The organism is Plantibacter sp. M259 (genome assembly GCF_006065115.1).
Taxonomy (GTDB): Bacteria; Actinomycetota; Actinomycetes; order Actinomycetales; family Microbacteriaceae; genus Plantibacter; species Plantibacter auratus.
This window is the reverse complement of record NZ_CP040750.1, coordinates 185163-207573: the sequence shown is the minus strand read 5'-3', so window position 1 is coordinate 207573 and position 22411 is coordinate 185163. Positions and strand designations below refer to the sequence as shown.

Annotated in this window: 21 protein-coding genes and 1 pseudogene; 16 read left to right on the top strand and 6 right to left on the bottom strand. The window is 70.0% G+C overall.

Translation table 11 applies throughout. From position 1 onward, the window contains the following. Positions 1 to 143: 143 nt before the first annotated feature. Positions 144 to 575, top strand: coding sequence for a pyrimidine dimer DNA glycosylase/endonuclease V (locus FGL15_RS00980; protein WP_064294478.1), 432 nt, complete (start codon positions 144 to 146; stop codon positions 573 to 575). 84 nt (positions 576 to 659) lie between these two features. Next, positions 660 to 941 carry a YdeI/OmpD-associated family protein gene (locus tag FGL15_RS00975; protein ID WP_137243255.1) on the top strand — a complete coding sequence of 94 codons (282 nt, stop codon included), beginning with the start codon at positions 660 to 662 and terminating at the stop codon, positions 939 to 941. Positions 942 to 977: 36 nt separating this feature from the next. Here FGL15_RS00975 and FGL15_RS00970 read toward each other — a convergent pair whose 3' ends face one another. After that, a complete protein-coding gene (locus FGL15_RS00970; protein ID WP_138944625.1) occupies positions 978 to 1610 on the bottom strand; it encodes a hypothetical protein in 633 nt (210 codons plus the stop codon). A 168-nt stretch (positions 1611 to 1778) separates the two neighbouring features. Here FGL15_RS00970 and FGL15_RS00965 point away from each other — a divergent pair, with 168 nt between their 5' ends. After that, positions 1779 to 2819, top strand: a complete 1041-nt coding sequence (locus FGL15_RS00965; protein WP_138944624.1) for an LLM class flavin-dependent oxidoreductase — start codon at positions 1779 to 1781, stop codon at positions 2817 to 2819. Between the two features lie 33 nt (positions 2820 to 2852). On the opposite strand, the gene FGL15_RS00960 is transcribed toward FGL15_RS00965, so the two are convergent. Beyond that, positions 2853 to 3125 carry a protealysin inhibitor emfourin gene (locus FGL15_RS00960; RefSeq protein ID WP_138944623.1) on the bottom strand — a complete coding sequence of 91 codons (273 nt, stop codon included), beginning with the start codon at positions 3123 to 3125 and terminating at the stop codon, positions 2853 to 2855. A gap of 41 nt (positions 3126 to 3166) precedes the next feature. Beyond that, positions 3167 to 4276 (bottom strand): M4 family metallopeptidase, encoded by a 1110-nt coding sequence (locus tag FGL15_RS00955; RefSeq protein ID WP_138944622.1) that lies wholly within the window; start codon positions 4274 to 4276, stop codon positions 3167 to 3169. 151 nt (positions 4277 to 4427) lie between these two features. On the opposite strand from FGL15_RS00955, the gene FGL15_RS00950 reads away from it, so the two are divergent. The 5 genes from FGL15_RS00950 to FGL15_RS00930 all read left to right on the top strand — a co-directional run bounded on the left by FGL15_RS00950 (position 4428) and on the right by FGL15_RS00930 (position 9262). Next, positions 4428 to 5591, top strand: coding sequence for an LLM class flavin-dependent oxidoreductase (locus FGL15_RS00950; protein WP_138947156.1), 1164 nt, complete (start codon positions 4428 to 4430; stop codon positions 5589 to 5591). Continuing rightward, positions 5588 to 6217 carry an FMN reductase gene (locus FGL15_RS00945; protein WP_138944621.1) on the top strand — a complete coding sequence of 210 codons (630 nt, stop codon included), beginning with the start codon at positions 5588 to 5590 and terminating at the stop codon, positions 6215 to 6217. The genes FGL15_RS00950 and FGL15_RS00945 overlap by 4 nt, the downstream gene beginning before the upstream one ends. Before the next feature lie 148 nt (positions 6218 to 6365). After that, on the top strand, positions 6366 to 7154 hold the full coding sequence (locus tag FGL15_RS00940) for a hypothetical protein (RefSeq protein WP_138944620.1): 789 nt from the start codon (positions 6366 to 6368) through the stop codon (positions 7152 to 7154). A gap of 102 nt (positions 7155 to 7256) precedes the next feature. Further along, positions 7257 to 7526: a 30S ribosomal protein S15 gene (gene rpsO, locus FGL15_RS00935; protein WP_056012204.1), complete on the top strand. Its 270-nt coding sequence runs from the start codon at positions 7257 to 7259 to the stop codon at positions 7524 to 7526. 248 nt (positions 7527 to 7774) lie between these two features. Continuing rightward, positions 7775 to 9262: an amino acid permease gene (locus FGL15_RS00930; protein WP_071262327.1), complete on the top strand. Its 1488-nt coding sequence runs from the start codon at positions 7775 to 7777 to the stop codon at positions 9260 to 9262. A 144-nt stretch (positions 9263 to 9406) separates the two neighbouring features. On the opposite strand, the pseudogene FGL15_RS00925 reads toward FGL15_RS00930, so the two are convergent. Continuing rightward, positions 9407 to 9892, bottom strand: a pseudogene (locus FGL15_RS00925) (DedA family protein); the annotation flags it as partial. Positions 9893 to 10009: 117 nt separating this feature from the next. Between FGL15_RS00925 and FGL15_RS00920 the strand changes: the two are divergent. Continuing rightward, entirely contained in the window at positions 10010 to 10930 is a 921-nt protein-coding gene (locus tag FGL15_RS00920) for an NADP-dependent oxidoreductase (RefSeq protein ID WP_137243250.1), read from the top strand. Here FGL15_RS00920 and FGL15_RS00915 read toward each other — a convergent pair. After that, positions 10920 to 12032: an acyltransferase family protein gene (locus tag FGL15_RS00915; protein ID WP_240773688.1), complete on the bottom strand. Its 1113-nt coding sequence runs from the start codon at positions 12030 to 12032 to the stop codon at positions 10920 to 10922. The genes FGL15_RS00920 and FGL15_RS00915 overlap by 11 nt on opposite strands. Positions 12033 to 12149: 117 nt before the next feature. Between FGL15_RS00915 and FGL15_RS00910 the strand changes: the two genes are divergently transcribed. The 6 genes from FGL15_RS00910 (at position 12150) to FGL15_RS00885 (ending at position 20047) form a co-directional block, all read left to right on the top strand. Next, the gene (locus FGL15_RS00910; RefSeq protein ID WP_138944619.1) at positions 12150 to 13232 is read left to right on the top strand and encodes an FUSC family protein; all 1083 of its coding nucleotides are present in this window, start codon (positions 12150 to 12152) and stop codon (positions 13230 to 13232) included. Between the two features lie 301 nt (positions 13233 to 13533). Then, entirely contained in the window at positions 13534 to 15825 is a 2292-nt protein-coding gene (locus tag FGL15_RS00905) for a polyribonucleotide nucleotidyltransferase (protein ID WP_079707114.1), read from the top strand. Positions 15826 to 16019: 194 nt separating this feature from the next. After that, a complete protein-coding gene (gene pdhA, locus FGL15_RS00900; RefSeq protein ID WP_138944618.1) occupies positions 16020 to 17168 on the top strand; it encodes a pyruvate dehydrogenase (acetyl-transferring) E1 component subunit alpha in 1149 nt (382 codons plus the stop codon). Further along, the gene (locus FGL15_RS00895) at positions 17165 to 18211 is read left to right on the top strand and encodes an alpha-ketoacid dehydrogenase subunit beta (protein ID WP_138944617.1); all 1047 of its coding nucleotides are present in this window, start codon (positions 17165 to 17167) and stop codon (positions 18209 to 18211) included. The genes pdhA and FGL15_RS00895 overlap by 4 nt, the downstream gene beginning before the upstream one ends. After that, on the top strand, positions 18208 to 19551 hold the full coding sequence (locus FGL15_RS00890; RefSeq protein WP_138944616.1) for a dihydrolipoamide acetyltransferase family protein: 1344 nt from the start codon (positions 18208 to 18210) through the stop codon (positions 19549 to 19551). The genes FGL15_RS00895 and FGL15_RS00890 overlap by 4 nt, the downstream gene beginning before the upstream one ends. 118 nt (positions 19552 to 19669) lie before the next feature. Beyond that, positions 19670 to 20047, top strand: coding sequence for a VOC family protein (locus FGL15_RS00885; RefSeq protein WP_138944615.1), 378 nt, complete (start codon positions 19670 to 19672; stop codon positions 20045 to 20047). A 15-nt stretch (positions 20048 to 20062) separates the two neighbouring features. Here FGL15_RS00885 and FGL15_RS00880 read toward each other — a convergent pair whose 3' ends face one another. Then, complete coding sequence (locus FGL15_RS00880) at positions 20063 to 20695, bottom strand: TetR/AcrR family transcriptional regulator (protein WP_138944614.1); 633 nt, start codon at positions 20693 to 20695, stop codon at positions 20063 to 20065. 105 nt (positions 20696 to 20800) lie between these two features. Here FGL15_RS00880 and FGL15_RS00875 point away from each other — a divergent pair, with 105 nt between their 5' ends. Next, positions 20801 to 22408: a carboxyl transferase domain-containing protein gene (locus FGL15_RS00875; RefSeq protein ID WP_240773687.1), complete on the top strand. Its 1608-nt coding sequence runs from the start codon at positions 20801 to 20803 to the stop codon at positions 22406 to 22408. The last annotated feature ends 3 nt before the right edge of the window (positions 22409 to 22411 follow it).

The window sequence follows — 22411 nt, the reverse complement described above, 5'->3', positions numbered from 1 at the left end:
CGGGTGACGGGATGTGGCGCGCTCAGACATACACCTCAGCCTACGCGCGTCACGGCAGGGCTCCGCGGCGAGGGTCATGCGCTGCGGCGAGGGGCAGGGGCTGCCCGGAGTCGGTTGTCAGCGCCCTCGGGCAGGATGGAGACATGCGTCTCTGGTCGATCCATCCCCGGTACTTCGACGCCCAGGCGCTGACGTCGTCCTGGCGTGAAGGGCTGATCGCCCAACGGGTCCTGCAGGAGCCAGGATCGAGCCTCCGTGCACACCCGCAGCTCCAGCGCTTCCTCGAGGCCGACGAACCGTTGGAGGCGATCGCGGCCTATCTCAACGGTGTCGCCGACGAGGCGCAGGAGCGCGACATCGTCTTCGACCGCGCGCGGGTCGTCGCCTCCGGCGTCCTCCGGGACCCTCTCGTCGTGACCGACGGCCAGCTCGACTACGAATGGGGCAACCTGCGGCGGCACCTGCTCGGACGCAGCCCGGACGTCGCGTCGCGATGGGCGAAGGTCTGGCGACCGCAGCCGCACCCGGTGTTCGTCGTCGTCGGCGGTGGCGTCGCCTCGTGGGAACTCGCCTGAGGTCCTGACGGCCTGAAGACCTGGACGAGGTCGGTCAGAGCCGAGCTGCTCGACGGCTGCCGCTTGACCCACTACCGTTGCCGCATGGGCAGACACGCTGATGTGGGAGCCGCGCCGCTCTCGGCGACCGGCACGGTGGTGCGGCTGCGGCCGGACCTCGAGGAGGCGATCGACGACGCCGGTCGATTGTCGTTCTTCCGCGGCCTGCCGAACAGCGCACAGCGGGAACTCGCGACGTGGGTGGAGCGATCCGACGACGCGCACCGGGATGCACGGATCGAAGCGGTCATCGAGTTGCTCGCCCAGCGGGCCGTGGAGCTCCGGACGGCCGCTCCTGCGCGTACCGCGGGTGGTCAGCGGCGCTGACGGACGCATGACGCCGCGCCCGGGCGTCGGCAGGGCTCAGAACCCGAAGTCGCCGCCGCCACCGAAGTCGCCGCCGCCACCGAAGTCGCCGAATCCACCGTCACCCCAGCCGCCGCCGTCGGCGGAGGTGTCGGTCGCCGCGCCGTCTCCGGTCCCGGCTTCGGCTTCGGCACCACCCTGATCGGCGCCGGCATCGGCTGCGGCATCGGTTCCGACGGTTTCCGGAATGAACGCCTGCGCGATGGCCGAACCGACCACGACACCGGCGATGGTGCCGAGCATGGAGCTCGCCAGCATGCTGCCGAAGCTCATCCCGCCGCCCTGCGGACCGAGGGTGCGCTCGAGGGTCCCGGGCTGCCGCACTTCGGCCCGGGTGGCCGAACGCGCGAGGGCCTTGGGGGAGTCGTCTGCCGGTGCCTCACCGGTCGGGGCGTCCTCCGACAGCTGTCGGTACAGGATGCCCCGCTGCTCGGGGGTGAGCTTCGTGAAGGCCTCTTGGTGGACCTGTTCGATGGTCTCCGGCGGCGCGGTCCGCAGGAGGTAGCGGTAGCGTTCGACGGCGATCTCGTCCTCCGTCCGTGCGGGGGCCGAGGCCGGGCTCGCGCCGCCCGTCCCCTGGACAGGTCCATCGGAGTCGGGGCGTCCGAGCAGTCGATCGAGGAATCCCATGCTGTGCTCCTTCATGGTCGCGGGCGTCCAGCGTACGCGTCAGGTGTGGCATCCGGCTTGGATCGCCCTGGGAATCCACTGCGGTGACCGAGGCGGAATATGTCAGGCCGCCCGAGCGCTGCACCCTGATGCGTCTGTCGCCGTTCGGCAGCGCGACGAAAGGTGACCATGCGACTCTCGATACTGGATCTCATCCCCGTCCGCACCGACCAGGACACCGCGGCTGCCCTCGCAGCGACGATCGCCCTGGCGAAGCGCGCCGACGAGCTGGGGTACCACCGGTATTGGGTGGCCGAGCACCACAACATGCCGTCCGTCGCATCGACGAACCCCGCGGTCGTCATCGGCATCCTGGCCGCCGCCACGCAGCGGATCCGGGTCGGCTCCGGCGGCGTGATGCTCCCGAACCACGCGCCGCTCGTCGTCGCCGAGCAGTTCGCGCTCCTCGAGGCCTCCGCGCCCGGTCGCATCGACCTCGGCCTCGGCCGGGCGCCGGGTAGCGACCCGGTCATCTCCGCCGTGCTCCGCCAGTCCGGCAACACGAGCGACGTCGACCGGTTCCCGAACAACGTGCAGGACATCGTCGCCCTCCTCGGCGTCGACGGTGCGAGCGTGCGGATGACCTCCGGCGAGGAGTACGCCCTGCGGGGAACGCCGAAGGCAGGCAGTGTGCCGGACGTGTGGGCGCTCGGTTCGAGCGACTACTCGGCGGCGCTCGCCGCAGCACTCGGACTGCCCTACGTCTTCGCGCATCACTTCTCCGGCCAGGGGACGGCTCGGGCCCTCGAGCTCTACCGGTCGAGTTTCCAGCCGTCCGCACATCTCGACGCGCCTCGCACCTTCCTGACCGCGAACGCCGTGGTCGCCGACACGACCGCCGAGGCGGAGGCGTTGGCGCTCCCCAACCTGCAGCAGATGGCGAGACTGCGTTCCGGCAAGCCGCTCGGACCCATCGCGACCGTCGAAGAGGCCGCCGCGACCGAGCAGAGCGATCTCGAGCTCGGTTTCGTCGAGCAGATGCGCGCTGCCTGGATCATCGGCGACGCCGACCAGGCTGCGGCGGAGCTGCAGGGTCTCGCCGATCGCTTCGGCGTCGACGAGGTCATGGTGTCGCCCGTCGGGTCGGCACGGGAGGGCACGCCGTCGAACTCGGCGCCCGCACGTGAGCGGACGATCGAACTGCTGGCGGAGCGCTTCCCGCAGCACTGACGCCGTCGGGGTCACGCGACGAGCGAGGAATCGTCAGTCGCGTGGCGGTTGGACGGCGCGCACCCGTTCGACGAGTTCCTGCCAGGGGCCGGTGAGCTGCTGCTCGCCGAGGGTGGCCTCCTTGGGGGCGCATCGGATGCGGTAGACGTATCGATCCGGGACCGGTGGTCCTTGTGGGGTGTCGTCCCACGGGAGGCGTTCGAGCAGGACGATCCACCGGTCGACGTCGGGCTGCTCGTCGACGACGACCTCCCAGCGTCGCGTGAGACCGGCGACACCGCCGCTCCTCGTCACCGTGACCTTCATGCCGCGATGCTACTCCGCGAGCGTGGGCACTGCCACGGCGCTCAGGCGGACGGCTCGATACCGACGAGCGCCCACGCCTGCCCGACCGCGGTGTGCTCCTCCGAGTCCACACCGAACCGGGCGGCGGCCGCAGCGATCGTCGCCGCAGCGAAGGTCGCGAAGTCGGCGCGCTCCGACAGGCCGCCGACGAGGGTGTCGTACCAGATGAGCCCCGCACGCTCCCAGGCGTTGCCGCCGAGGGCGACGGCGAGCGTCGCGAACGCCCGGTTGGGGATGCCGGAGTTGAGGTGGACGCCTCCGTTGTCGTCGGTCGTCTCGATGTAGTCGTCGAAGTGCGCCGGCTGCGGGTCCTTCCCGAGGACGTCGTCGTCGTAGGCCGTGCCCGGGGCGAGCATGGAACGCAGTGCGTTGCCCTCGACCTCGTCCGTGAAGAGCCCTTCGCCGATGAGCCAGGACGCTGAGGCCGCATCCTCGCCGCGCGCGTGCTGTTCGACGAGGGCGCCGAAGACGTCGGACACGTGTTCGTTGAGCGCTCCGGGCTGCCCCTCGTAGACGAGGTTCGCCGTGTACTGCGTCACGCCGTGGGCCAGCTCGTGGCCGATGACGCTCAGGGAGCTCGTGAAGCTGCGGAAGACCTCGCCGTCGCCGTCGCCGAAGACCATCTGCTCGCCGTTCCAGAACGCGTTGTCGTAGTCGTCGCCGTAGTGCACCGTGGCGAGCAAGGGCAGCCCGCGGCCGTCGATGGAGTCGCGTGCGAACGCCTCGGCGAAGAGGGCGTGGGTGTCGCCGAGGCCGTCGTAGGCGGCGGAGACCGCGGCATCGGTGGTGGCGGGCTCACCCTCCGAGCGGACGAGCGTGCCCGGGAGGGTCTCGGTCCGCCGGGCGTCGTGGATGCTGCGCTGCGGGGCGCTGACCGGACGCTTGCCAGCCGTGGCGCTGCGCACAGGGCCGGTGGCCGGCTCCGAGCCTGGCTCGGGGAAGCGGTATGGTCGCGTGGCGAGCAGCGAGTACCGTGCGGCACTGGCGGCGCGTGCCAGCTGCGGAGCGTCGAGTTCGGCGATGCGCTCGAGTAACCAGGGCGGGACGATGCCGCACACGTGCCGAGGGGCCGGTGTCGACGTGCTGGACGAAGGGTTCGGTGAGCCGTTCATGCGGTGATCCTGCCATAGCCCGCCGACACGGCGTGCGGCTCGCGCGCCGCGCTGTGGACAGGATGCCGAACGGGCCGGGAATAGCGCGGGTGTGAACGCCGTTGTCCTGGATATCCATGCAAACGCATGAAAGAACGAGTGGGAGCGCATGATGCAATTCGGAATCTTCACGGTGGGGGATGTCACCACCGACCCGACCACCGGGATCACGCCCACCGAGCACGAGCGCATCAAGGCGATGGTCGCGATCGCCGTGAAGGCGGAGGAGGTCGGTCTCGACGTCTTCGCGACCGGCGAGCACCACAACCCGCCCTTCGTCCCGTCGAGCCCCACCACCATGCTCGGCTACATCGCGGCGAAGACCACGGACCTCATCCTCTCGACGAGCACGACGCTCATCACCACGAACGACCCGGTGAAGATCGCCGAGGACTACGCCATGCTGCAGCACCTGGCCGGCGGCCGAGTCGACCTCATCATGGGCCGCGGCAACACGGGGCCCGTCTACCCCTGGTTCGGCAAGGACATCCGAGAGGGTATCAACCTCGCGATCGAGAACTACGCGTTGCTCCACCGCCTCTGGCGTGAGGACTACGTCGACTGGCAGGGCCAGTTCCGCACCCCGCTGCAGGGCTTCCAGTCCACACCGCGACCGCTCGACGGCGTGCCGCCCTTCGTGTGGCACGGCTCCATCCGGAGCCCCGAGATCGCCGAGCAGGCGGCGTATTACGGTGACGGCTTCTTCGCGAACAACATCTTCTGGCCGAAGGAGCACTACATGCGCCTCATCCAGCTGTACCGTCAGCGGTTCGAGCACTACGGACACGGCACGGCCGCGCAGGCGATCGTCGGACTCGGCGGTCAGGCGTTCATGGCGAAGAACTCGCAGGACGCCGTCGCCCAGTTCCGGCCGTACTTCGACAACGCCCCCGTGTACGGTCACGGGCCGACGCTCGAGGACTTCACCGAGCAGACGCCGCTCACCGTCGGCAGCCCGCAGCAGGTCATCGACCGGTACGCCGGGATGCGCGAGACCTTCGGGGACTACCAGCGTCAGCTGTTCCTCATGGATCACGCCGGGCTCCCGCTCGCGACGGTGCTCGACCAGCTCGAGATCCTCGGCGGCGAGGTCGTGCCGGTGCTGCGCAAGGAGTTCGCGAAGGACCGTCCGGCCGACGTGCCGGAGGCGCCGACGCACGCGTCGATGGTCGCGGCCGCTGAGGCCGAACTCGCGTCGCGCTCCGGTTCGGTCGAGACGAGCCGGGTCGCATCTGGATCGGCGTTCGGCGCGGCGGCGGTCGGGGCGACCCGATGACCGCGAAGCGCACGCTCGCCGTCGTGTCGGCCGGTCTCAGTCAACCGTCGTCGACACGCCTCCTCGCCGACCGCCTCCGCGACGCCACCGTGGCACGCCTCGAACAGGACGGGTACGAGGCCCGGACGACGTCGATCGAGCTGCGCGACCTCGCGCAGGACATCACGAACAACCTGCTGACCGGGTTCCCCAGTCCACGGTTGTCCGAAGCGATCGAAGCGATGACGGCCGCCGACGGCGTGATCGCGGTGACGCCGATCTTCTCCTCCAGCTACTCCGGCCTGTTCAAGTCGTTCTTCGACGTGGTGGAGCCGACCGCCTTGACCGGGGTGCCCGTCGTCCTCGGTGCGACGGGTGGGTCGGCCAGGCATTCGCTCGCCCTCGAATACGCCGTGCGTCCCTTGTTCGCCTACCTGCGGGCGGTGACCGTGCCGACCGCCGTGTTCGCGGCCTCCGAGGACTGGGGGTCGGGCGACGCGCAGGTCAGCGCCCTGCCGGCGCGGATCGACCGCGCGGCCGGCGAGTTGAGCGCACTCGTGGCGGCCTCGGACCGTTCCGGGCGCCTGGACGACCCGTTCGCGCTCGATCGCCCGTTCTCCGAGCTGCTCGGCGGTCTCGGGGCCTGATCGGACGACTCCGTCCGATCGCCCCGATGCGGGCGGGGACCGCCAGGTGCGGTCCCCGCCTCCGTCGTTCCCAGGCTCAGCGCCCCGGTCTTTGGGATACTGGTGGCGTGCGTCGCCGTCCGGCGTCGCCGGAGGGAGTGGTGGCCAGGTGATCCCCGGAGCGCGTCGACTCGGTTCGCTGCTGCAGCGTGCCGCTCGTGCCGCGGCGCTCGCCGTGGTGGCGGTGTCGCTCGGCGCCGGATCCGTCGTCCTGCCGCTCGCCGCGTCAGCTCCCGCGTCAGCCGCCGGCACCGGCACGATCGAGAGCCCGACCGACGGCGACACCGTCTACCGCGTCGACTACACCCTGGACGGCGAACAGGTGAGCGGATTCGATGTCACCGGCACCGCCGACGCGGGCGCCGACGTCGTGCTGTCCTACTGGCGCTCGATCGACCTCTACGACTCGGCGAAGGCCTGCTTCAGCAGCTCCACCGCCGATGACGGGTCGTGCGACCTGCAGTCCACCGGCGGGACGGGGGCGACCGAGTTCCGTTTCGACGGTCAGCCGATCGCGATCGGGAGCGACGGCGGATGGTCCACCAGGATCAACATGACCCAGTGGCTTCGCGGCGCGGACGCGGGGGAGTACGACATCACCCTCGCCCTCGTGTCGACGAACGCCGACGGCGGGGCCACGCTCGGCGACCCGGTCCGGCTCGTCTACGACTCCACGACGACGGCCGAGGCTGCGGAGGCGGCAGCGGAGCCCGCGCCGAACGCCGGTGCCGGACCGCCGCTCTGGGTCTGGCTGCTCCTTGCCTTCCTGATCCTGGACCTCATCGCGCTCGCCCTCATCCTCGTGCTGCGTCGCCGACGCCGGGTTGCAGCCAGCGAAGCGGAGGAACGGGCCAACGCGAAGCGGCGCTCGACGCACCGCGAACCTCCCACGCTCTGAACCTGCTAGAATCACAAGGTTGCCGTCGAACGGCCGCGGATCAAGAGAGCCCACGCATCAGGCGACGGGCACCGCGCAACGAACAGAGAGGGGATCACCACTATGGCGCTTGAAGGAGACCGTAAGAAGGCGATCATCGAAGAGTACGCAACCCACCCAGGTGACACCGGATCCCCCGAGGTCCAGGTGGCGGTCATGACCCGCCGCATCAAGGACCTCACCGAGCACCTCAAGGAGCACAAGCACGACCACCACTCGCGTCGTGGCCTGCTGCTCCTGGTCGGACAGCGTCGCCGTCTCCTCGGCTACCTCCAGGCCGTCGACATCGAGCGCTACCGCTCGCTGATCGAGCGCCTCGGACTCCGCCGCTAGGCAGCACTCTGAACCCTCCGCCAGCTCACGAGACCCACGGTCCCTGAGCCTGTCGAAGGGCGCTGACACCGCGAGCTTCTTCGTGACGGGCCGTCATCCTCCGGGATGGCGGCCCGTTCGTGTTGTACCAGGAACCCGGCAGCTGGAGAACATCCCATCTGCGACTCGACCTCAGCCTGCTCATCTGGCAAGGTCGAGAGTCGGCTTCGAGCGAGGCCGCGAGGTACCGCACCACGGCAAGGAGCACCATGAGCATCTGGCGGACGAAGAGCATCGAGGACTCCCTCGCGGATTCCAGCGTCGAAGGGCGCAGTCTGAAGCGCACCCTCGGCACCTGGGACCTCATGATCATGGGTGTCGCGGTCGCGGTCGGCGCCGGCATCTTCTCCGTGGGCGCCAAGGCCGCGGGCAACTACGCGGGCCCGTCCGTGTCGCTCGCGTTCATCCTCGCGGCCGTCACCTGTGCCCTCGCCATCATGTGCTACGCGGAGTTCGCCTCGACGGTGCCCGTCGCCGGCTCCGCCTACACGTTCACCTACGCCACCCTCGGTGAGCTCCTCGCGTGGATCATCGGGTGGGACCTCATCCTGGAGATGCTCACGGCGGCGGCCGTCATCGCCAAGTACTGGGGCATCTACCTCAGCAACGTCTTCCTGCTCTGGGGCTGGGACGTTCCGAGCGAGCTCGACGTCTTCGGGCTCAAGGTCAGCTGGGGCGCGTTCGTCATCGTCGCGATCTTCACCACCCTGCTCGTCCTCGGGACGAAGCTGTCCTCGCGTGTCGCGAGCGTCTTCACGATCATCAAGGTCGCGATCGTCATCTTCGTCATCGTCGTCGGCGCCTTCTTCGTCAAGGCGGCGAACTACACGCCGTTCATCCCCGACGAGGTCCCCACGAAGGGCGGGGCGTCCGACGCCTGGTCGCAGTCGCTGTTCTCCTTCATGACGGGGGCCGCGCCCGCGCAGTACGGCGTCTTCGGTCTGCTCGCCGGTGCCTCACTCGTCTTCTTCGCCTTCATCGGGTTCGACGTCGTCGCCACGAGCGCGGAGGAGGTCAAGAACCCGCAGCGCAACCTGCCGCGCGGTATCTTCGGCGGCCTCGCCATCGTGACCGTCCTCTACGTCGGCGTGAGCCTCGTCCTCACCGGCATGGTGCCGTACACGACGCTCGCCGAGGCCGAGGACCCCTCGCTCGCGACGGCGTTCATCGCAGTGGGCGCTGACTGGGCGGCGCAGGTGATCTCGATCGGCATCCTCGCCGGCCTGACGACCGTCATCATGGTGCTCCTGCTCGGCCTCGCTCGCGTGGTCTTCGCCATGAGCCGCGACGGCCTGCTCCCGCGCTCGCTCAGTGTCACCTCCGAGAAGCGCAAGACACCCGTGCGGGTGCAGCTCATCGTCGGCGCGCTCGTCGCGCTGATCGCCGGCCTGACCGACGTGGGCATCCTCGAGGAGATGATCAACATCGGGACGCTCTCCGCGTTCGTGCTCGTCAGCATCGCCGTGATCGTGCTGCGGAAGAAGTACCCGAAGCTGCCGCGCGCGTTCCGCGTCCCGTGGTCGCCGTTCCTCCCGATCCTCTCAGCGGTGCTCTGCGTCTGGCTCATGCTCAACCTGACGACGCTCACCTGGGTGCGGTTCCTCGTCTGGCTGGCGCTCGGCTTCATCATCTACTTCGCCTACAGCCGCCGGCACTCCATCGTCGGCAAGAAGGCGCGGGGCGAGCTCGTCGAGTGAGGCCCGTGTCCGTCGCCGTCGTGCGGCCAGGGCTGCGCTGATCCGGTCGACGGTCACGCCCAGGCCGACGGCGACGACGATCGAGACGGCGGTCGCGAGTACCGGCTGATCCGGGAGGAACCGGCCGACGACGGCTCCGACGCCCACGTTCCACAGTGCCCAGGCGAGCCCTGCGAGGACGGTGATCGGAAGGTACCGACGGGGGCGGAGGCCGCTCGCCCCGGCGACGAGATTGACCGCGATGCGCGCGAACGGGATGTAGCGCGCGGTGAGGATGGCGGCAGCGGCGCGGCGCTCGAGCGCGACGCCCGCACGTCCGATCGCGCCCGCGACCCGCGGGCGCCGCATCCAGGCGAACCGTGTGGTCCCGATCCGTCGTCCGAGGAGGTAGCAGGACACGTCGCCGGTCACGGCGCCCGCCCAGGCCACGCCGATGAGGAGGGCGAGGTCCGGCGAGCCGCTCGACACCGAGATCGCTCCGAGCGCCGTCACCGCGGTTTCGCTCGGCAGGACGACCAGGAAGGCGTCGGCGACCGTCAGCAGGTACAGCGCCGGGAACACCCAGCCCGACGCGGCGATCTCGAGCAACCACGCCGTGATCGCCGTCTGCAGCTCATCGACCCATGCCATGCCCGTGATTCTCGCTCGGCCGGGTGAACGGCGCGTGACGTCCTCTGCGGCCAGGGTGGTCCTCGCCCGGGAAGCGTGTGAGCATGGAGGTCGGCGGAAGCCGGCTGAGGAGGCATCATGGCGAGGTTCGTGCGGTTCGACCGGTTCGGTGGCCCCGAGGTGTTCCACCTCGTCGAGGGCGACATCCCGGTGCCCGGCCACGACGAGGTCCGAGTCCGTGTTCTCGTCGCAGGCCTCAACCCCGTCGACCACAAGCTCGCGGCATCACCCGAAGCACTCGCCTCCTTCGGACGGGACGTCCCGAGCGGGAACGGCAACGACTTCGCCGGGGTGGTGGACGGCGTGGGGAGCGGTGTCCAGGGATTCGCGACGGGCGACCACGTCTACGGCGGACACCGGTTCCACGCGCAGGCGGACTTCCTCATCGCTCCGGCCGGCATCCTCCATCACGTGCCGGACGGGCTCACCATCGAGCAGGCCGGCGCCCTCGACATCGCGGGACGCGCGGCGATCGCGTCGGTCGCCGCCGTCGGCGTCCAGCAGCCGGACACGGTGCTCGTGAGTGCTGCGGCCGGCGGGGTCGGCGTGCTCGCGGCGCAGCTCGCCAGACGGACCGGCGCGGTCGTGCTCGGCACCGCCGGCGCGGCCAACCAGGAGTTCCTCCGCGGTCTCGGCATCATCCCCGTCCAGTACGGCGACGGCCTGCGCGAGCGTGTCCTCGAGGCGGCCCCTGGCGGGATCACCGCCGTCATCGACACGCACGGCCGGCCGACCCTCGAGCTGGCGCGCGACCTCGGCGTCGCGCCGGAGCGGGTCAACACGATCGCGGACCGACCGTTCGCCGCCCAGCACGGGTTCCGCGGCGTCGGCGGACAGGACGCGACGCTCGACGAGCTGGCCGCGCTCGGCGAGTCGATCGCGCGGGGTGAGATCGTCCTCCCCATCGACAGCGTGTGGCCCATCGAGCGGGTCGTCGACGCCTACCGCCACCTCATCGACGGTCACGTCCGCGGGAAGGTCGTCCTCGTCACCTCGTGACGTCGCGGCGCGACCCGGTCGGGTCGCTCCGAGGGGGCTCCGGGTCGAAGGCCCGCTTGCGACTGAAGATGAACGCCGCGCGGGGTTCGATGAGCGGTCTCGTGATGCGGCGCACGGGTCCGCTGGACAGCACGACGACGATCAGGACCGACAGCACCAGCAGGCCGACGAGCACGAGGTCCGGGTTGCCCGTGTCAGTGAGGACGCCCGATTCGCGCAGCGGGTAGAGCACGAAGGAGTGCAGCAGGTAGACGTACATCGTCGACTGGCCGTACCGGGTGATCCACGACTGGCCGCGGGGGACGAGCACGAAGAACGCCGCGGTGAGGACGACGGCCAGCAGGATCGCCGCGAGTCGCACCAGGCCGCCCGTCCCGTCCTCGTTGCCGAGCGCGGTGTACCCCCGGTCGTAGAAGAACCAGTAGCGCAGGTCGATCCGCCGCCACAGGTCGATCCCGACGACGAGGACGACCGCCCACGCGATGAGGACGGCGGCGGCGGCGATCCGGATCCACCAGGCCCTCGTGCGGACGAGCCGCCAGCGGTCCACGAGCCTCCACCGGTTGATCTGCCACCCGAGCACGAAGAACGGGAGGATCCCGAGTGCGCGCGAGAGCGAGAACGTGCTGTCGACGTTGTCGAGGTAGCCGACGCCGATCGAGATCACCACGCTCCAGAGCAGTGGCCAACGCAGGAGCGCGAGATAGGGCAGGACGAGGCGGAAGATGCCGAGCGCGAGGAGGAACCAGAGGGTCCACGACGGTTGGGTCGGGTTGAACGCGCGTTTGCCCTCGACGAGGAACTGCACGAGGGACCAGATCCCCTCCATGATCAGGTAGGGCAGGAGGATGTCCGTGATCACCCGACGCATCTGTCGTCGTCCGGGAGGGGCCGACTTCGAGAAGTACCCGCTGATGATGGCGAACGCCGGCATGTGGAAGGCGTAGAGGAACAGGTACACGACGAGCGCGGGGTCGGACTCGGAGGTCAGGCGCTGGATCGCGTGGCCCATGACCACGAGCGTGATGCACGCGAAACGGGCGTTGTCCCAGAACGGGACGCGCTGCTTCGGGCGAGCGGCTGCCGGCGCGGGATGCGTCAACGTCACCTCCTGGGGTCCGCACCAGCGTAGCCCGGGGCGGCCCGCGCGACGACGGGGCCCGGGCCCCGGGCTCAGGATGGCGTAGCGTTGGATGGTTGCACGAGAGCGGAGGACCGGATGGCTGAACGCGGTCTGAAGACCTCGCTGATCAGCTTCGCGCCTTCGCCGAAGCGTTGGCCCGCCGCGCTGACCGCGGCCATCGCGATGGCCGTGCCGGTCGCGGTCGCGACGTTCTTCGGACTCACGCCGCTCGGCCTGCTCACCGGCCTCGGGGCGTTCACCGCGCTCTACTGCGCGCCCCTCAGCCGCCGGGACCGTCTGCGGGTGCTGCCGCTCATCGGAGCAGGACTCGTCACGGCCGCGGCGCTGGGTGTCGCGATGTCGGGTTCTCGGCCGCTGACCGCGATCGGCCTCATCGTCGTCGGGTCGGTGGTGATCTGGCTGGTGCAGGGCATCGTCCTCGGCCCTCCGGGCGCGCTGTTCTTCATCCTCGTGTTCGGCATCGCCGGCCACCTGACCGCGCCCGTCCCGATCGGCGGCGCCGGGCTCGACGGCGGACTGGTCATCCTGCTCGTGGCGGCCGGTTCCGCCTTCGCCTCCCTGGTGGTCGTCGTGCCGTTGCTCGTGCCGTCCGTCCGCCGCAGCGCGGGGAAGCCGACGCCGATGCGTGTGCTGTTCCCCGAGTACCGGCTGACCGCGACCGACCGCCGGATCGCGACACGCCTCACGGTCGCGCTCGCGATCAGTGCAGTCCTCGGAGCGGTCCTCGGCCTCGGTCACGGGTACTGGATCGCCGGGTCCGCCGTCGCGATCCTCAGCGTCGGGCACTCGCGCACCCTGAGCGCGACACGCGGCGTGCACCGCGTGCTCGGGACGGTGGTCGGAGCGGGGATCTTCCTCGCCGTGGCCTCGCTGCAGCCGCACGGCTACGTGCTCGCCCTCGTGCTGGCCGCCCTGCAGTTCACGATCGAGCTCGTCGTCATCCGGCACTACGCGTTGGCGCTCGTCTTCATCACGCCGCTCGTGCTCATCATCAGCACGTCCTCGTCGACGCAGCCGGTGCTCGCGATCGTGGGGGAGCGCGTGCTCGACACCCTCCTCGGAGCGGCCGTCGCGATGCTCCTCCTGCTCGTGTCCTGGGGACGCGACCGCCGGCGCGCGGCGTCTCCGGACGCCCCTGGCACCCCGCCCATCACCTGAGGATCCGTGTCGTTCCGGGGATCGCCGAACCCCCCTCTGCTAGGCTGACCGACGGCGGACCGTGATGGTCCGCTCCGCGCACAGCCAGCCGACAGGAAGCTGGTCCTCGGTGGTGTATCCCTCGCAATCCGCGGGTGGTGTTCTACTGGTGGCCAGCCAAGTCCCGGAAGACCGGGCGGCTTGAGCAAGTACTGCGGCTGTGTTGCGCGCTGCATCATGCACGACCGCGCTCGACGGCGCGTCCATTCGGGACGCGCGGCCCGTCACTCGACGGGAGCGCACACGTACGAAGGAGAGACCTGTGGAAGGTCCAGAAATCAAGTTCGCCGAGGCCGTTCTCGACAACGGCAAGTTCGGCAAGCGCACGGTCCGGTTCGAAGCCGGCCGCCTCGCGCAGCAGGCACAGGGCGCGATCGCCGCGTACCTCGACGAGGAGACCATGCTCCTCTCGGCCACCTCGGCCGGAAAGCACCCCAAGGACAACTTCGACTTCTTCCCCCTCACGGTGGACGTCGAGGAGCGCTCCTACGCCGCCGGCAAGATCCCCGGTTCGTTCTTCCGTCGTGAGGGCCGCCCCTCGACCGAGGCGATCCTCGTCTGCCGCCTCATCGACCGCCCGCTCCGCCCGTCGTTCGTCACCGGCCTCCGCAACGAGGTCCAGATCGTCATCACCGTCCTCTCGATCGCTCCGGGTGAGTTCTACGACGCCCTCGCCATCAACGCGGCGTCGATGTCCACCCAGATCTCGGGTCTGCCGTTCTCCGGTCCGATCGGCGCCGTCCGTCTCGCGCTGATCCCCGGCCAGGCCGGCGAGGCCGACCAGTGGGTCGCCTTCCCGAAGGTCGACCAGCTCGAGGAGGCCGTCTTCGACATCATCGTCGCCGGTCGCATCGTGACCGACGCCAACGGCAACGAAGACGTCGCGATCATGATGGTCGAGGCCGAGGCCACCGAGAACAGCTGGAACCTCATCAAGGGCGGCGCCACGAAGCCCGACGAGGCGGTCGTCGCGGCCGGTCTCGAAGCCTCCAAGCCGTTCCTCAAGCAGCTCGTCAAGGCGCAGAGCGAACTCGCCGCTCAGGCGGCCAAGGAGATCGCGGCCTACCCCGTGTTCCTCCCGTACACGCAGGAGAGCTACGACGCGGTCGCCGGTCTCGCACACGACGAACTGGTGAACGTCTACCAGATCGCCGACAAGATCGAGCGCCAGAACGCCGACGACGCCCTCAAGGACCGCGTCAAGGCGGAGATCACCGAGCGTGTCGAGGCCGGTTCGCTCGACGCCGAAGTGCTCACCCAGTTCTCGGCGGCCTACAAGTCCGTCTCGAAGGTCGTCATGCGCGGCCGTGTCCTCCGCGAGGGCATCCGCATCGACGGCCGTGGCCTGACCGACATCCGTCCGCTCGACGCCGAGGTGCAGGTCATCCCGCGCGTCCACGGTTCCGCGATCTTCCAGCGCGGCGAGACCCAGATCCTGGGTGTCACCACGCTGAACATGCTCAAGATGGAGCAGCAGATCGACTCGCTGTCGCCCGTCACGAAGAAGCGCTACCTGCACCACTACAACTTCCCGCCCTACTCGACCGGTGAGACCGGCCGGGTCGGTTCGCCGAAGCGTCGCGAGATCGGGCACGGCTTCCTCGCCGAGCGCGCACTCGTGCCGGTGCTGCCGAGCCGTGAGGAGTTCCCCTACGCGATCCGTCAGGTCTCCGAGGCCCTCGGGTCCAACGGTTCGACCTCGATGGGTTCCGTCTGCGCCTCGACCCTGTCGCTGCTGAACGCCGGTGTGCCGCTCCGCGCACCCGTCGCCGGTATCGCCATGGGCCTCATCTCCGACGTCGTCGACGGTGAGACCCGCTACGCGGCGCTCACCGACATCCTCGGCGCCGAAGACGCCCTGGGCGACATGGACTTCAAGGTCGCCGGTACCTCCGAGTTCGTCACGGCCATCCAGCTCGACACGAAGCTCGACGGCATCCCGACCTCGGTCCTGACCGGTGCGCTCCAGCAGGCCAAGGACGCCCGCACGACGATCCTCTCCGTGCTGAACGCGGCGATCGACGCTCCCGACGAGATGGCGCCGACCGCGCCTCGCGTCATCAGCGTCCAGATCCCCGTCGACAAGATCGGCGAGCTGATCGGCCCGAAGGGCAAGACGATCAACTCGATCCAGGACGAGACCGGCGCCGACATCTCCATCGAGGAGGACGGCACCGTCTACATCGGCGCCGTCGACGGTCCGTCGGCCGAGGCCGCTCGTGCCCAGGTCAACGCGATCGCGAACCCCACCAACCCGGAGGTCGGCGAGCAGTTCCTCGGAACCGTCGTCAAGATCGCCGCGTTCGGCGCGTTCGTCTCGCTGCTCCCGGGCAAGGATGGCCTGCTGCACATTTCCGAGGTCCGCAAGCTCGCCGGTGGCAAGCGTGTGGAGAACGTCGAAGACGTGCTCGGCGTCGGCCAGAAGATCCTCGTCGAGATCACGAAGATCGACGACCGCGGCAAGCTCTCGCTCGCTCCGGTCGTCGCCGATGAGGCCGACACGCACGGCAGCGACGCTGCCAGCGAGGGTCCTGAGGCCCCGGCCGAAGGCTAGGTCCCACCAGCTGCACCCGAACGCCCGTCCCGCTTCCGCGGGGCGGGCGTTCGCCGTTGCGCGGAGTGTCGACGGTTGAGCGCCAGGGTGATCCGGCGTAGCCTCGGACCACCTCGCGATGACGCGAGGGCACGGCATCGCTCACGAGGCACCGCCGTGAGGTCACCGAACTCAAGGCGGCGTGCATCGTGTCGATGGAGACTCACACCCAATTCCCGCAGGATTCCGACGAGCGGGGCGGTGATGCACGCGAACCGGTCCCGGTCGACCACGGGTGCGTCCAGCTCCTCGATCCGGACGGCGTCCGTCAGGAGGACGCCCTCTACGACCTCTTCATCGCCGACCTCGGTCACGCCGAGCTGCTCGCGCTCTACGAGGACATGGTCGTCACGCGCCGCATCGACACGGAGGCGACGGCTCTGCAGCGGCAGGGCGAGATCGGTCTGTGGCCACCGTCGCTCGGGCAGGAGGCCGCCCAGGTGGGGTCGGCGCGGGTCCTGCGGCGCGGGGACTTCGTCTTCACGAGCTACCGCGAACAGGCCGTCGCGTACTGCCGTGGCGTCGAACTCGACCAGCTGATGGCGATGTGGCGGGGGACCGCGCTGTCGGGCTGGGACCCGTTCGCGGTCGGCATGGCGACGCCGGCGGTCATCATCGGGGCCCAGACGCTCCATGCGACGGGCTACGCGATGGGCTGTCAGCGCGATGGGTCCGACGCGGTGGCCGTGGCCTACTTCGGCGACGGGGCGACGAGTCAGGGCGACGTGAACGAGGCGCTGGTGCTGGCCGCGAGCTTCCAGGCACCCGTGGTGTTCTTCTGCCAGAACAACCAGTACGCGATCTCCGAGCCCGTCGGGCTGCAGGCCCAGCGCCCCATCGCGGACCGGGCACCGGGCTTCGGGGTGCCGAGCATGCGGGTCGACGGCAACGACGTGCTCGCCGTGACGGCGGCGATGCGGATCGCCGTCGACCGCGCACGTTCCGGTGGCGGGCCGACCTTCATCGAGGCCGTCACCTACCGCATGGGGCCGCACACCACCTCGGACGATCCGACGCGATACCGGGAAGAGAGCGAGGTCGCGTCGTGGCGTGCGAAGGATCCGATCGCGCGGCTCGAGCGTCTGCTGGAGTCCGAGGGGGCCCTCGACGAGACGGCCCGAGCCCACGTCGCGTCCGTCGCCGACGCCGCGGCCGCCCGGGTCCGTGCGGGGTGCCTCGCCTTGCCTGCCCCTGACCCGCTCTCGCTCTTCGACGAGGTCTACGCCACCGCCCACCCCGGGCTCGAACGGCAACGCGAGGAGTACCGCTCGTACCTCGCGATGTTCGACGGTGGTGCCCGATGACCACGCTCACCCTCAGCAAGGCGATCAACACCGGACTGCACCACGCCCTCGCCGATGACGACCGGGTCCTGTTGCTCGGCGAGGACATCGGCCGACTCGGTGGGGTGTTCCGGGTGACCGACGGCCTCCAGGCGGAGTTCGGTGCCGATCGCGTCGTCGACATGCCGCTGGCGGAGTCCGCGATCATCGGAGCGGCGATCGGTCTGGCGTTCCGAGGCTTCCGCCCGGTCTGCGAGATCCAGTTCGACGGGTTCATCTATCCCGGCTTCGACCAGATCGTCGCGCAGTTGGCGAAGCTGCACTACCGGACGAAGGGGGCCGTGCGGATGCCGGTCACCATCCGGGTGCCGTACGGCGGAGGCATCGGCGCCGTCGAGCACCATTCCGAGTCCCCGGAGGCGTACTTCGCGCACACGGCGGGACTGCGCGTGGTGACGTGTTCGGACCCCCAGGACGCGCACACCATGATCCGTCAGGCGATCGCGTGCGACGACCCGGTGCTGTTCTTCGAACCGAAGCGGCGGTACTGGACGAAAGGCGAGGTCCTCGACGACCTCCCCGCCGATCCGCTCGCGTTCACCCGTGCGCGGACCGTTCGCGCCGGCACGGACGCGACGTTGGTCGCCTACGGTCCGCTCGTCCAGATGGCGCTCGAGGCTGCGGAGGCTGCGGCCGACGAGGGTGTCGACCTGGAGGTGATCGACCTCCGATCCCTCGCGCCCCTCGACGTCGACGCCGTCGCGGCCTCGGTCGAGAAGACGGGGCGACTCGTCATCACGCACGAGGCGCAACGCTCCGGAGGGGTCGGAGCCGAGCTGGCGGCCTCGATCACCGAACGCTGCTTCGACCTCCTCGAAGAGGCCCCGGTGCGGGTGACGGGGTTCGACACCCCCTACCCCGCGTCGGCGCTCGAGGACCACTTCCTCCCGGACCTCGACCGGATCCTGGACGGGGTGGATCGCGCACTGGGGCGTCGGTCCTCCGCCTCGGCCGTCGGCAGGGCCGATGCCCGTTCGACGACTGGTGGGGAGGGACGGCGATGAAGCGGTTCTCCCTACCTGATCTCGGTGAAGGTCTGACCGAGAGCGAACTCGTGTCCTGGCGCGTCGCCGTCGGCGACCACGTCGAGCTCAACCAGGTGATCGCCGAGGTCGAGACCGCGAAGGCGCTCGTCGAACTGCCCGCGCCGACCGCCGGCGTGGTCACGAGGCTCCACGTCGAACCGGGGACGACGGTCCTCGTCGGCGAGGCGCTCGTCGACTTCGCGCCCGATGGTGAGACCGCTCCGTCCCCGTCGGCCCCCGAGGCCGACAGGGCGGAGATCGACCGCCCGAGTGGGGCGGCGGACCGCGAGCCGGTCCTCGTCGGCTACGGCCCGCGCACGGCGAGCGGTGAACGGCCACGGCGTCGTGCCCGGTCCGTCGGCGATGACGCACCCGCCCCCGCGCAGACCGCTCCGATCGCGGAGCGTGCACGGCCCCGCGCGACACCGCCGGTCCGGCGACTCGCCCGTGATCTGGGCGTCGACCTCGGAACGCTCGTCGGCACCGGCGTCGGTGGTCGGATCGCGCGTGAGGAGGTCGAGCGCGCTGCGACCGGCCTGAGTGGGCGTCACGACGAGAGCGCCGCCCCGAGCGGGGTCGCGCCAGCCGGGACTCCTGAAGGATCGGCCACGGCGGCCGACGGCTCGGTGCGTCGGCCGATCACGGGGGTCAGGCGCCGGACCGCCGAGGCGATGGTGAGCAGTGCGTTCACGGCTCCCCACGTGACGGAGTTCCTGACGGTCGACGTGACGCCGACGATGTCGCTGCTGGACGCGCTCGCCCGCTCGCCTCGGACCGGGGACCACCGGGTCAACATCCTGACCGTCCTCGCCAAGGCGGTGTGCATCGCCGTGAGACGCACCCCGGCAGTCAACGCGAGTTGGGACGAGGCTGCCGGGGAGATCGTCGAGTACGGGCACGTCGGACTCGGGATCGCCGCAGCGACGCCGCGGGGACTCCTTGTCCCGAACATCGCACGGGCCGAGGAGCTCAGCCTGTTCGAACTCGCGGACGCCGTGGCGGACCTCGTGCGCACGGCCCGCGAGGGACGCACCGCTCCGGCGGAACTGCGAGGGGGGACGATCACGATCTCCAACGTCGGCGTCTTCGGCGTCGATGCGGGGACGCCGATCCTGAACCCCGGTGAGGCGGCGATCATCGCGCTCGGTGCCGTCCGTCGCCAGCCGTGGGAGTTCGAGGGGCAGGTCGCGCTGCGACACGTCGTGACGCTGTCGCTGTCGTTCGACCATCGGCTCATCGACGGGGAGCAGGGGTCCCGGTTCCTCGTCGACCTCGGGACGATGCTGTCCGATCCGGCGATGGTCCTGACGATGGTGTGAGCGTCGTGTCCAGGCGCTCGCGCTCGCCCGCCCCGGCGGCCGTTCGGGCCTGGACGCGACGACCGCGACGTGGCATCGTGCATCGTGTACGCATCGGGAATCAGCAAAGGAGCGGCTCATGGTCTCGTACACGGATGTCTTCAGCGGGTTCTCGGTCGACGACATCGACGCGGCGAGGGCGTTCTACCGGGACGTCCTCGGTCTCACGGTCACCGACAACGCCATGGGATTCCTGGACGTGGCGCTCCCCGCCGGCGGGTCGGTGCTCGTCTACGGCAAGCCGGACCACACACCAGCCTCGTTCACGGTGCTGAACCTCGTGGTCGACGACATCGACGCGGCGGTCGACGAGCTGCAGGCGCAGGGCGTGGTGACGAAGCTCTACCCGGACGACGTCCTGCCGACGGACGCGAAGGGGATCATGCGCGGGAACGGCCCGGACATCGCCTGGTTCACCGATCCAGCGGGGAACGTCCTGTCCGTGCTCGTCGACTGAACCTGTCCCGCGTCCTCACGCGGCGAGCAGGGCGGCCAATGCCATCCGCTCGAGCGTCGAGCGCACCGCCTCGCGGTCGGGTGTCCCGGCCTCGTTCCTGCCGAGGGAGGTGCTGTGGGACGTGGAGTTGATCAGTCCGAAGCCCGCGAGCGCGCGGACCCGCAGGTCCGCCGCGGGGATCGTGGGATGGAGCGTCGTGAGGACGTCCACCCACCGCTCGACGTACCGCCGCTGGAGGGTGCGGACCGCGCGGCGGTCGTCCGGTGCCAGGCTGTCGAGGTCGTGGTCCTGGATGCGGATCACGTCGGGGTCGTCGAGGGCGAAGGCCACGTGGAAGGTGATCAACGAACGCAGTGCCTGATCGCTGTCCGGAGCCTGCTCGACCTCGCGGGTCCCGCCGTCCAGCAAATCCTGACTGACGCCGACGAGGAGTGCTGCGAGGACGGCCTGCTTGCTCGGGAAGTGGCGGTAGACGGCGGGTCCGCTCATGCCGACGGCCGTTCCGAGGTCCTCTATCGACACGCCGGCGAAGCCGCGCTCGGCGAACAGTCCGGCCGCTGACCGCAGGAGGGCGGAGCGACGTGCCGCTTTCGCCTCCGAGCGCCCGAGGTGCGGCGGGTTCGGGGACGGCGTGTCACGACCGGTCATCGGATCTCCTCGGGGTGGACTTTTTCAGTTAATGAACTGTAACCTCACTTTCAGTGAGTGATGAGTAACTGAATGCACTCACGGTCGACGACGACAGGAGCCCGAGTGCCCACCCTCACGAGCGGTGCCGATCCCACCTCAGCCCGATTCCGCGAGCAGGAGGCGGCGCAGCGGGAGCTCGTGACCGTGCTCGAACAGACGATGGCGACCGCGGCCCTGGGCGGACCGGAAGCGTCGCGGGCCCGGCATGTCGCCCGGGGGAAGCTGCTGCCGCGCGATCGGGTCGACCGCCTGCTCGACGAGGGGACCCCCTTCCTGGAGATCGCGCCCCTGGCCGCGCACGGCATGTACGACGACGCGACCCCCGGCGCCGGGGTCATCGCCGGGATCGGCCTCGTCCACGGACGACACGTGCTCGTCGTGTCGAACGACGCGACCGCGAAGGGGGGCTCGTACTTCCCGATGACGGTGAAGAAGCACCTCCGGGCCCAGGAGATCGCGGCCGCGAACCGCTTGCCCTGCCTGTACCTCGTCGACTCCGGGGGAGCGAACCTCCCGACGCAGGACGAGGTCTTCCCCGATCGCGACCACTTCGGCCGGATCTTCTTCAACCAGGCCAGGATGTCGGCGGCCGGCATCCCGCAACTCGCGGCCGTACTCGGGTCCTGCACCGCCGGAGGTGCGTACGTCCCCGCCATGAGCGACGAGAACGTGATCGTGCGTGGCCAGGGCACGATCTTCCTGGGTGGTCCACCTCTCGTGAAGGCCGCGATCGGCGAGGTCGTGACGCCGGAGCAGCTCGGCGGCGGCGACCTCCACGCCCGGGTGTCGGGGGTCACGGACCACCTCGCCGACGACGACGCGCACGCGCTCGACATCCTCCGGGATGCGGTCGCGACGCTGCCGGCGCCCCACCCGCGCGCGTGGGAGGTGCGTCCGAGCGTGCCGCCGGTGGTCCCGGAGACGGAACTGTACGGCGTCGTCCCGGCGGAGCTGCAGACGGCCTACGACGTCCGTGAAGTGATCGCGCGGCTCGTCGACGGCAGTGACTTCTCGGAGTTCAAGCGCGAGTACGGCGACACCCTCGTGACCGGGTTCGCGAGGCTGCACGGGCACCCCGTCGGCATCATCGCGAACAACGGCGTGCTCTTCAGCGAGTCGGCCCTGAAGGGCGCCCACTTCATCGAGCTCGCCGACCAGCGCGGCATCCCGTTGCTGTTCCTCCAGAACATCTCGGGCTTCATGGTCGGCAGTGACGCCGAGGCCGGAGGCATCGCCAAGCACGGCGCGAAGATGGTCACCGCGGTCGCGACCACCCGGGTGCCGAAGCTGACGGTCGTGATCGGCGGTTCGTTCGGCGCCGGCAACTACTCCATGTGCGGCCGGGCCTACGATCCCCGCTTCCTCTGGATGTGGCCGGGCGCGCGCATCTCCGTCATGGGGGGACAGCAGGCGGCGAGCGTCCTCGCGACCGTCAAGCGCGACCAGCTCGAGGCTCGCGGTGAGGCGTGGACCGCCCAGGCGGAGGAGGACTTCCGGGCGCCGATCCTCGCCGACTTCGAGGAGCAGGGCAACCCGTACTACTCGACCGCACGGCTCTGGGACGACGGCATCATCGATCCCGCCCAGACCCGCACGGTCCTCGGACTCGCGCTCGAGGTGTGCTCCCGCGCGCCCCTGCCAGAACCCGGCTTCGGCCTCTTCAGGATGTGACGG

Excerpts from the sequence above, each read along its gene's own strand:
- rpsO (WP_056012204.1), top strand. The coding sequence starts at position 7,257 with ATGGCGCTTGAAGGAGACCGTAAGAAGGCGATCATCGAAGAGTACGCA.
- FGL15_RS00880 (WP_138944614.1), bottom strand. The coding sequence starts at position 20,695 with ATGACCGGTCGTGACACGCCGTCCCCGAACCCGCCGCACCTCGGGCGC.
- FGL15_RS00930 (WP_071262327.1), top strand. The coding sequence starts at position 7,775 with ATGAGCATCTGGCGGACGAAGAGCATCGAGGACTCCCTCGCGGATTCC.
- FGL15_RS00980 (WP_064294478.1), top strand. The coding sequence starts at position 144 with ATGCGTCTCTGGTCGATCCATCCCCGGTACTTCGACGCCCAGGCGCTG.
- FGL15_RS00960 (WP_138944623.1), bottom strand. The coding sequence starts at position 3,125 with ATGAAGGTCACGGTGACGAGGAGCGGCGGTGTCGCCGGTCTCACGCGA.
- FGL15_RS00975 (WP_137243255.1), top strand. The coding sequence starts at position 660 with ATGGGCAGACACGCTGATGTGGGAGCCGCGCCGCTCTCGGCGACCGGC.
- FGL15_RS00920 (WP_137243250.1), top strand. The coding sequence starts at position 10,010 with ATGGCGAGGTTCGTGCGGTTCGACCGGTTCGGTGGCCCCGAGGTGTTC.
- FGL15_RS00955 (WP_138944622.1), bottom strand. The coding sequence starts at position 4,276 with ATGAACGGCTCACCGAACCCTTCGTCCAGCACGTCGACACCGGCCCCT.
- FGL15_RS00970 (WP_138944625.1), bottom strand. The coding sequence starts at position 1,610 with ATGGGATTCCTCGATCGACTGCTCGGACGCCCCGACTCCGATGGACCT.
- FGL15_RS00910 (WP_138944619.1), top strand. The coding sequence starts at position 12,150 with ATGGCTGAACGCGGTCTGAAGACCTCGCTGATCAGCTTCGCGCCTTCG.
- FGL15_RS00945 (WP_138944621.1), top strand. The coding sequence starts at position 5,588 with ATGACCGCGAAGCGCACGCTCGCCGTCGTGTCGGCCGGTCTCAGTCAA.
- FGL15_RS00885 (WP_138944615.1), top strand. The coding sequence starts at position 19,670 with ATGGTCTCGTACACGGATGTCTTCAGCGGGTTCTCGGTCGACGACATC.
- FGL15_RS00965 (WP_138944624.1), top strand. The coding sequence starts at position 1,779 with ATGCGACTCTCGATACTGGATCTCATCCCCGTCCGCACCGACCAGGAC.
- FGL15_RS00890 (WP_138944616.1), top strand. The coding sequence starts at position 18,208 with ATGAAGCGGTTCTCCCTACCTGATCTCGGTGAAGGTCTGACCGAGAGC.
- FGL15_RS00895 (WP_138944617.1), top strand. The coding sequence starts at position 17,165 with ATGACCACGCTCACCCTCAGCAAGGCGATCAACACCGGACTGCACCAC.
- FGL15_RS00950 (WP_138947156.1), top strand. The coding sequence starts at position 4,428 with ATGCAATTCGGAATCTTCACGGTGGGGGATGTCACCACCGACCCGACC.
- pdhA (WP_138944618.1), top strand. The coding sequence starts at position 16,020 with ATGGAGACTCACACCCAATTCCCGCAGGATTCCGACGAGCGGGGCGGT.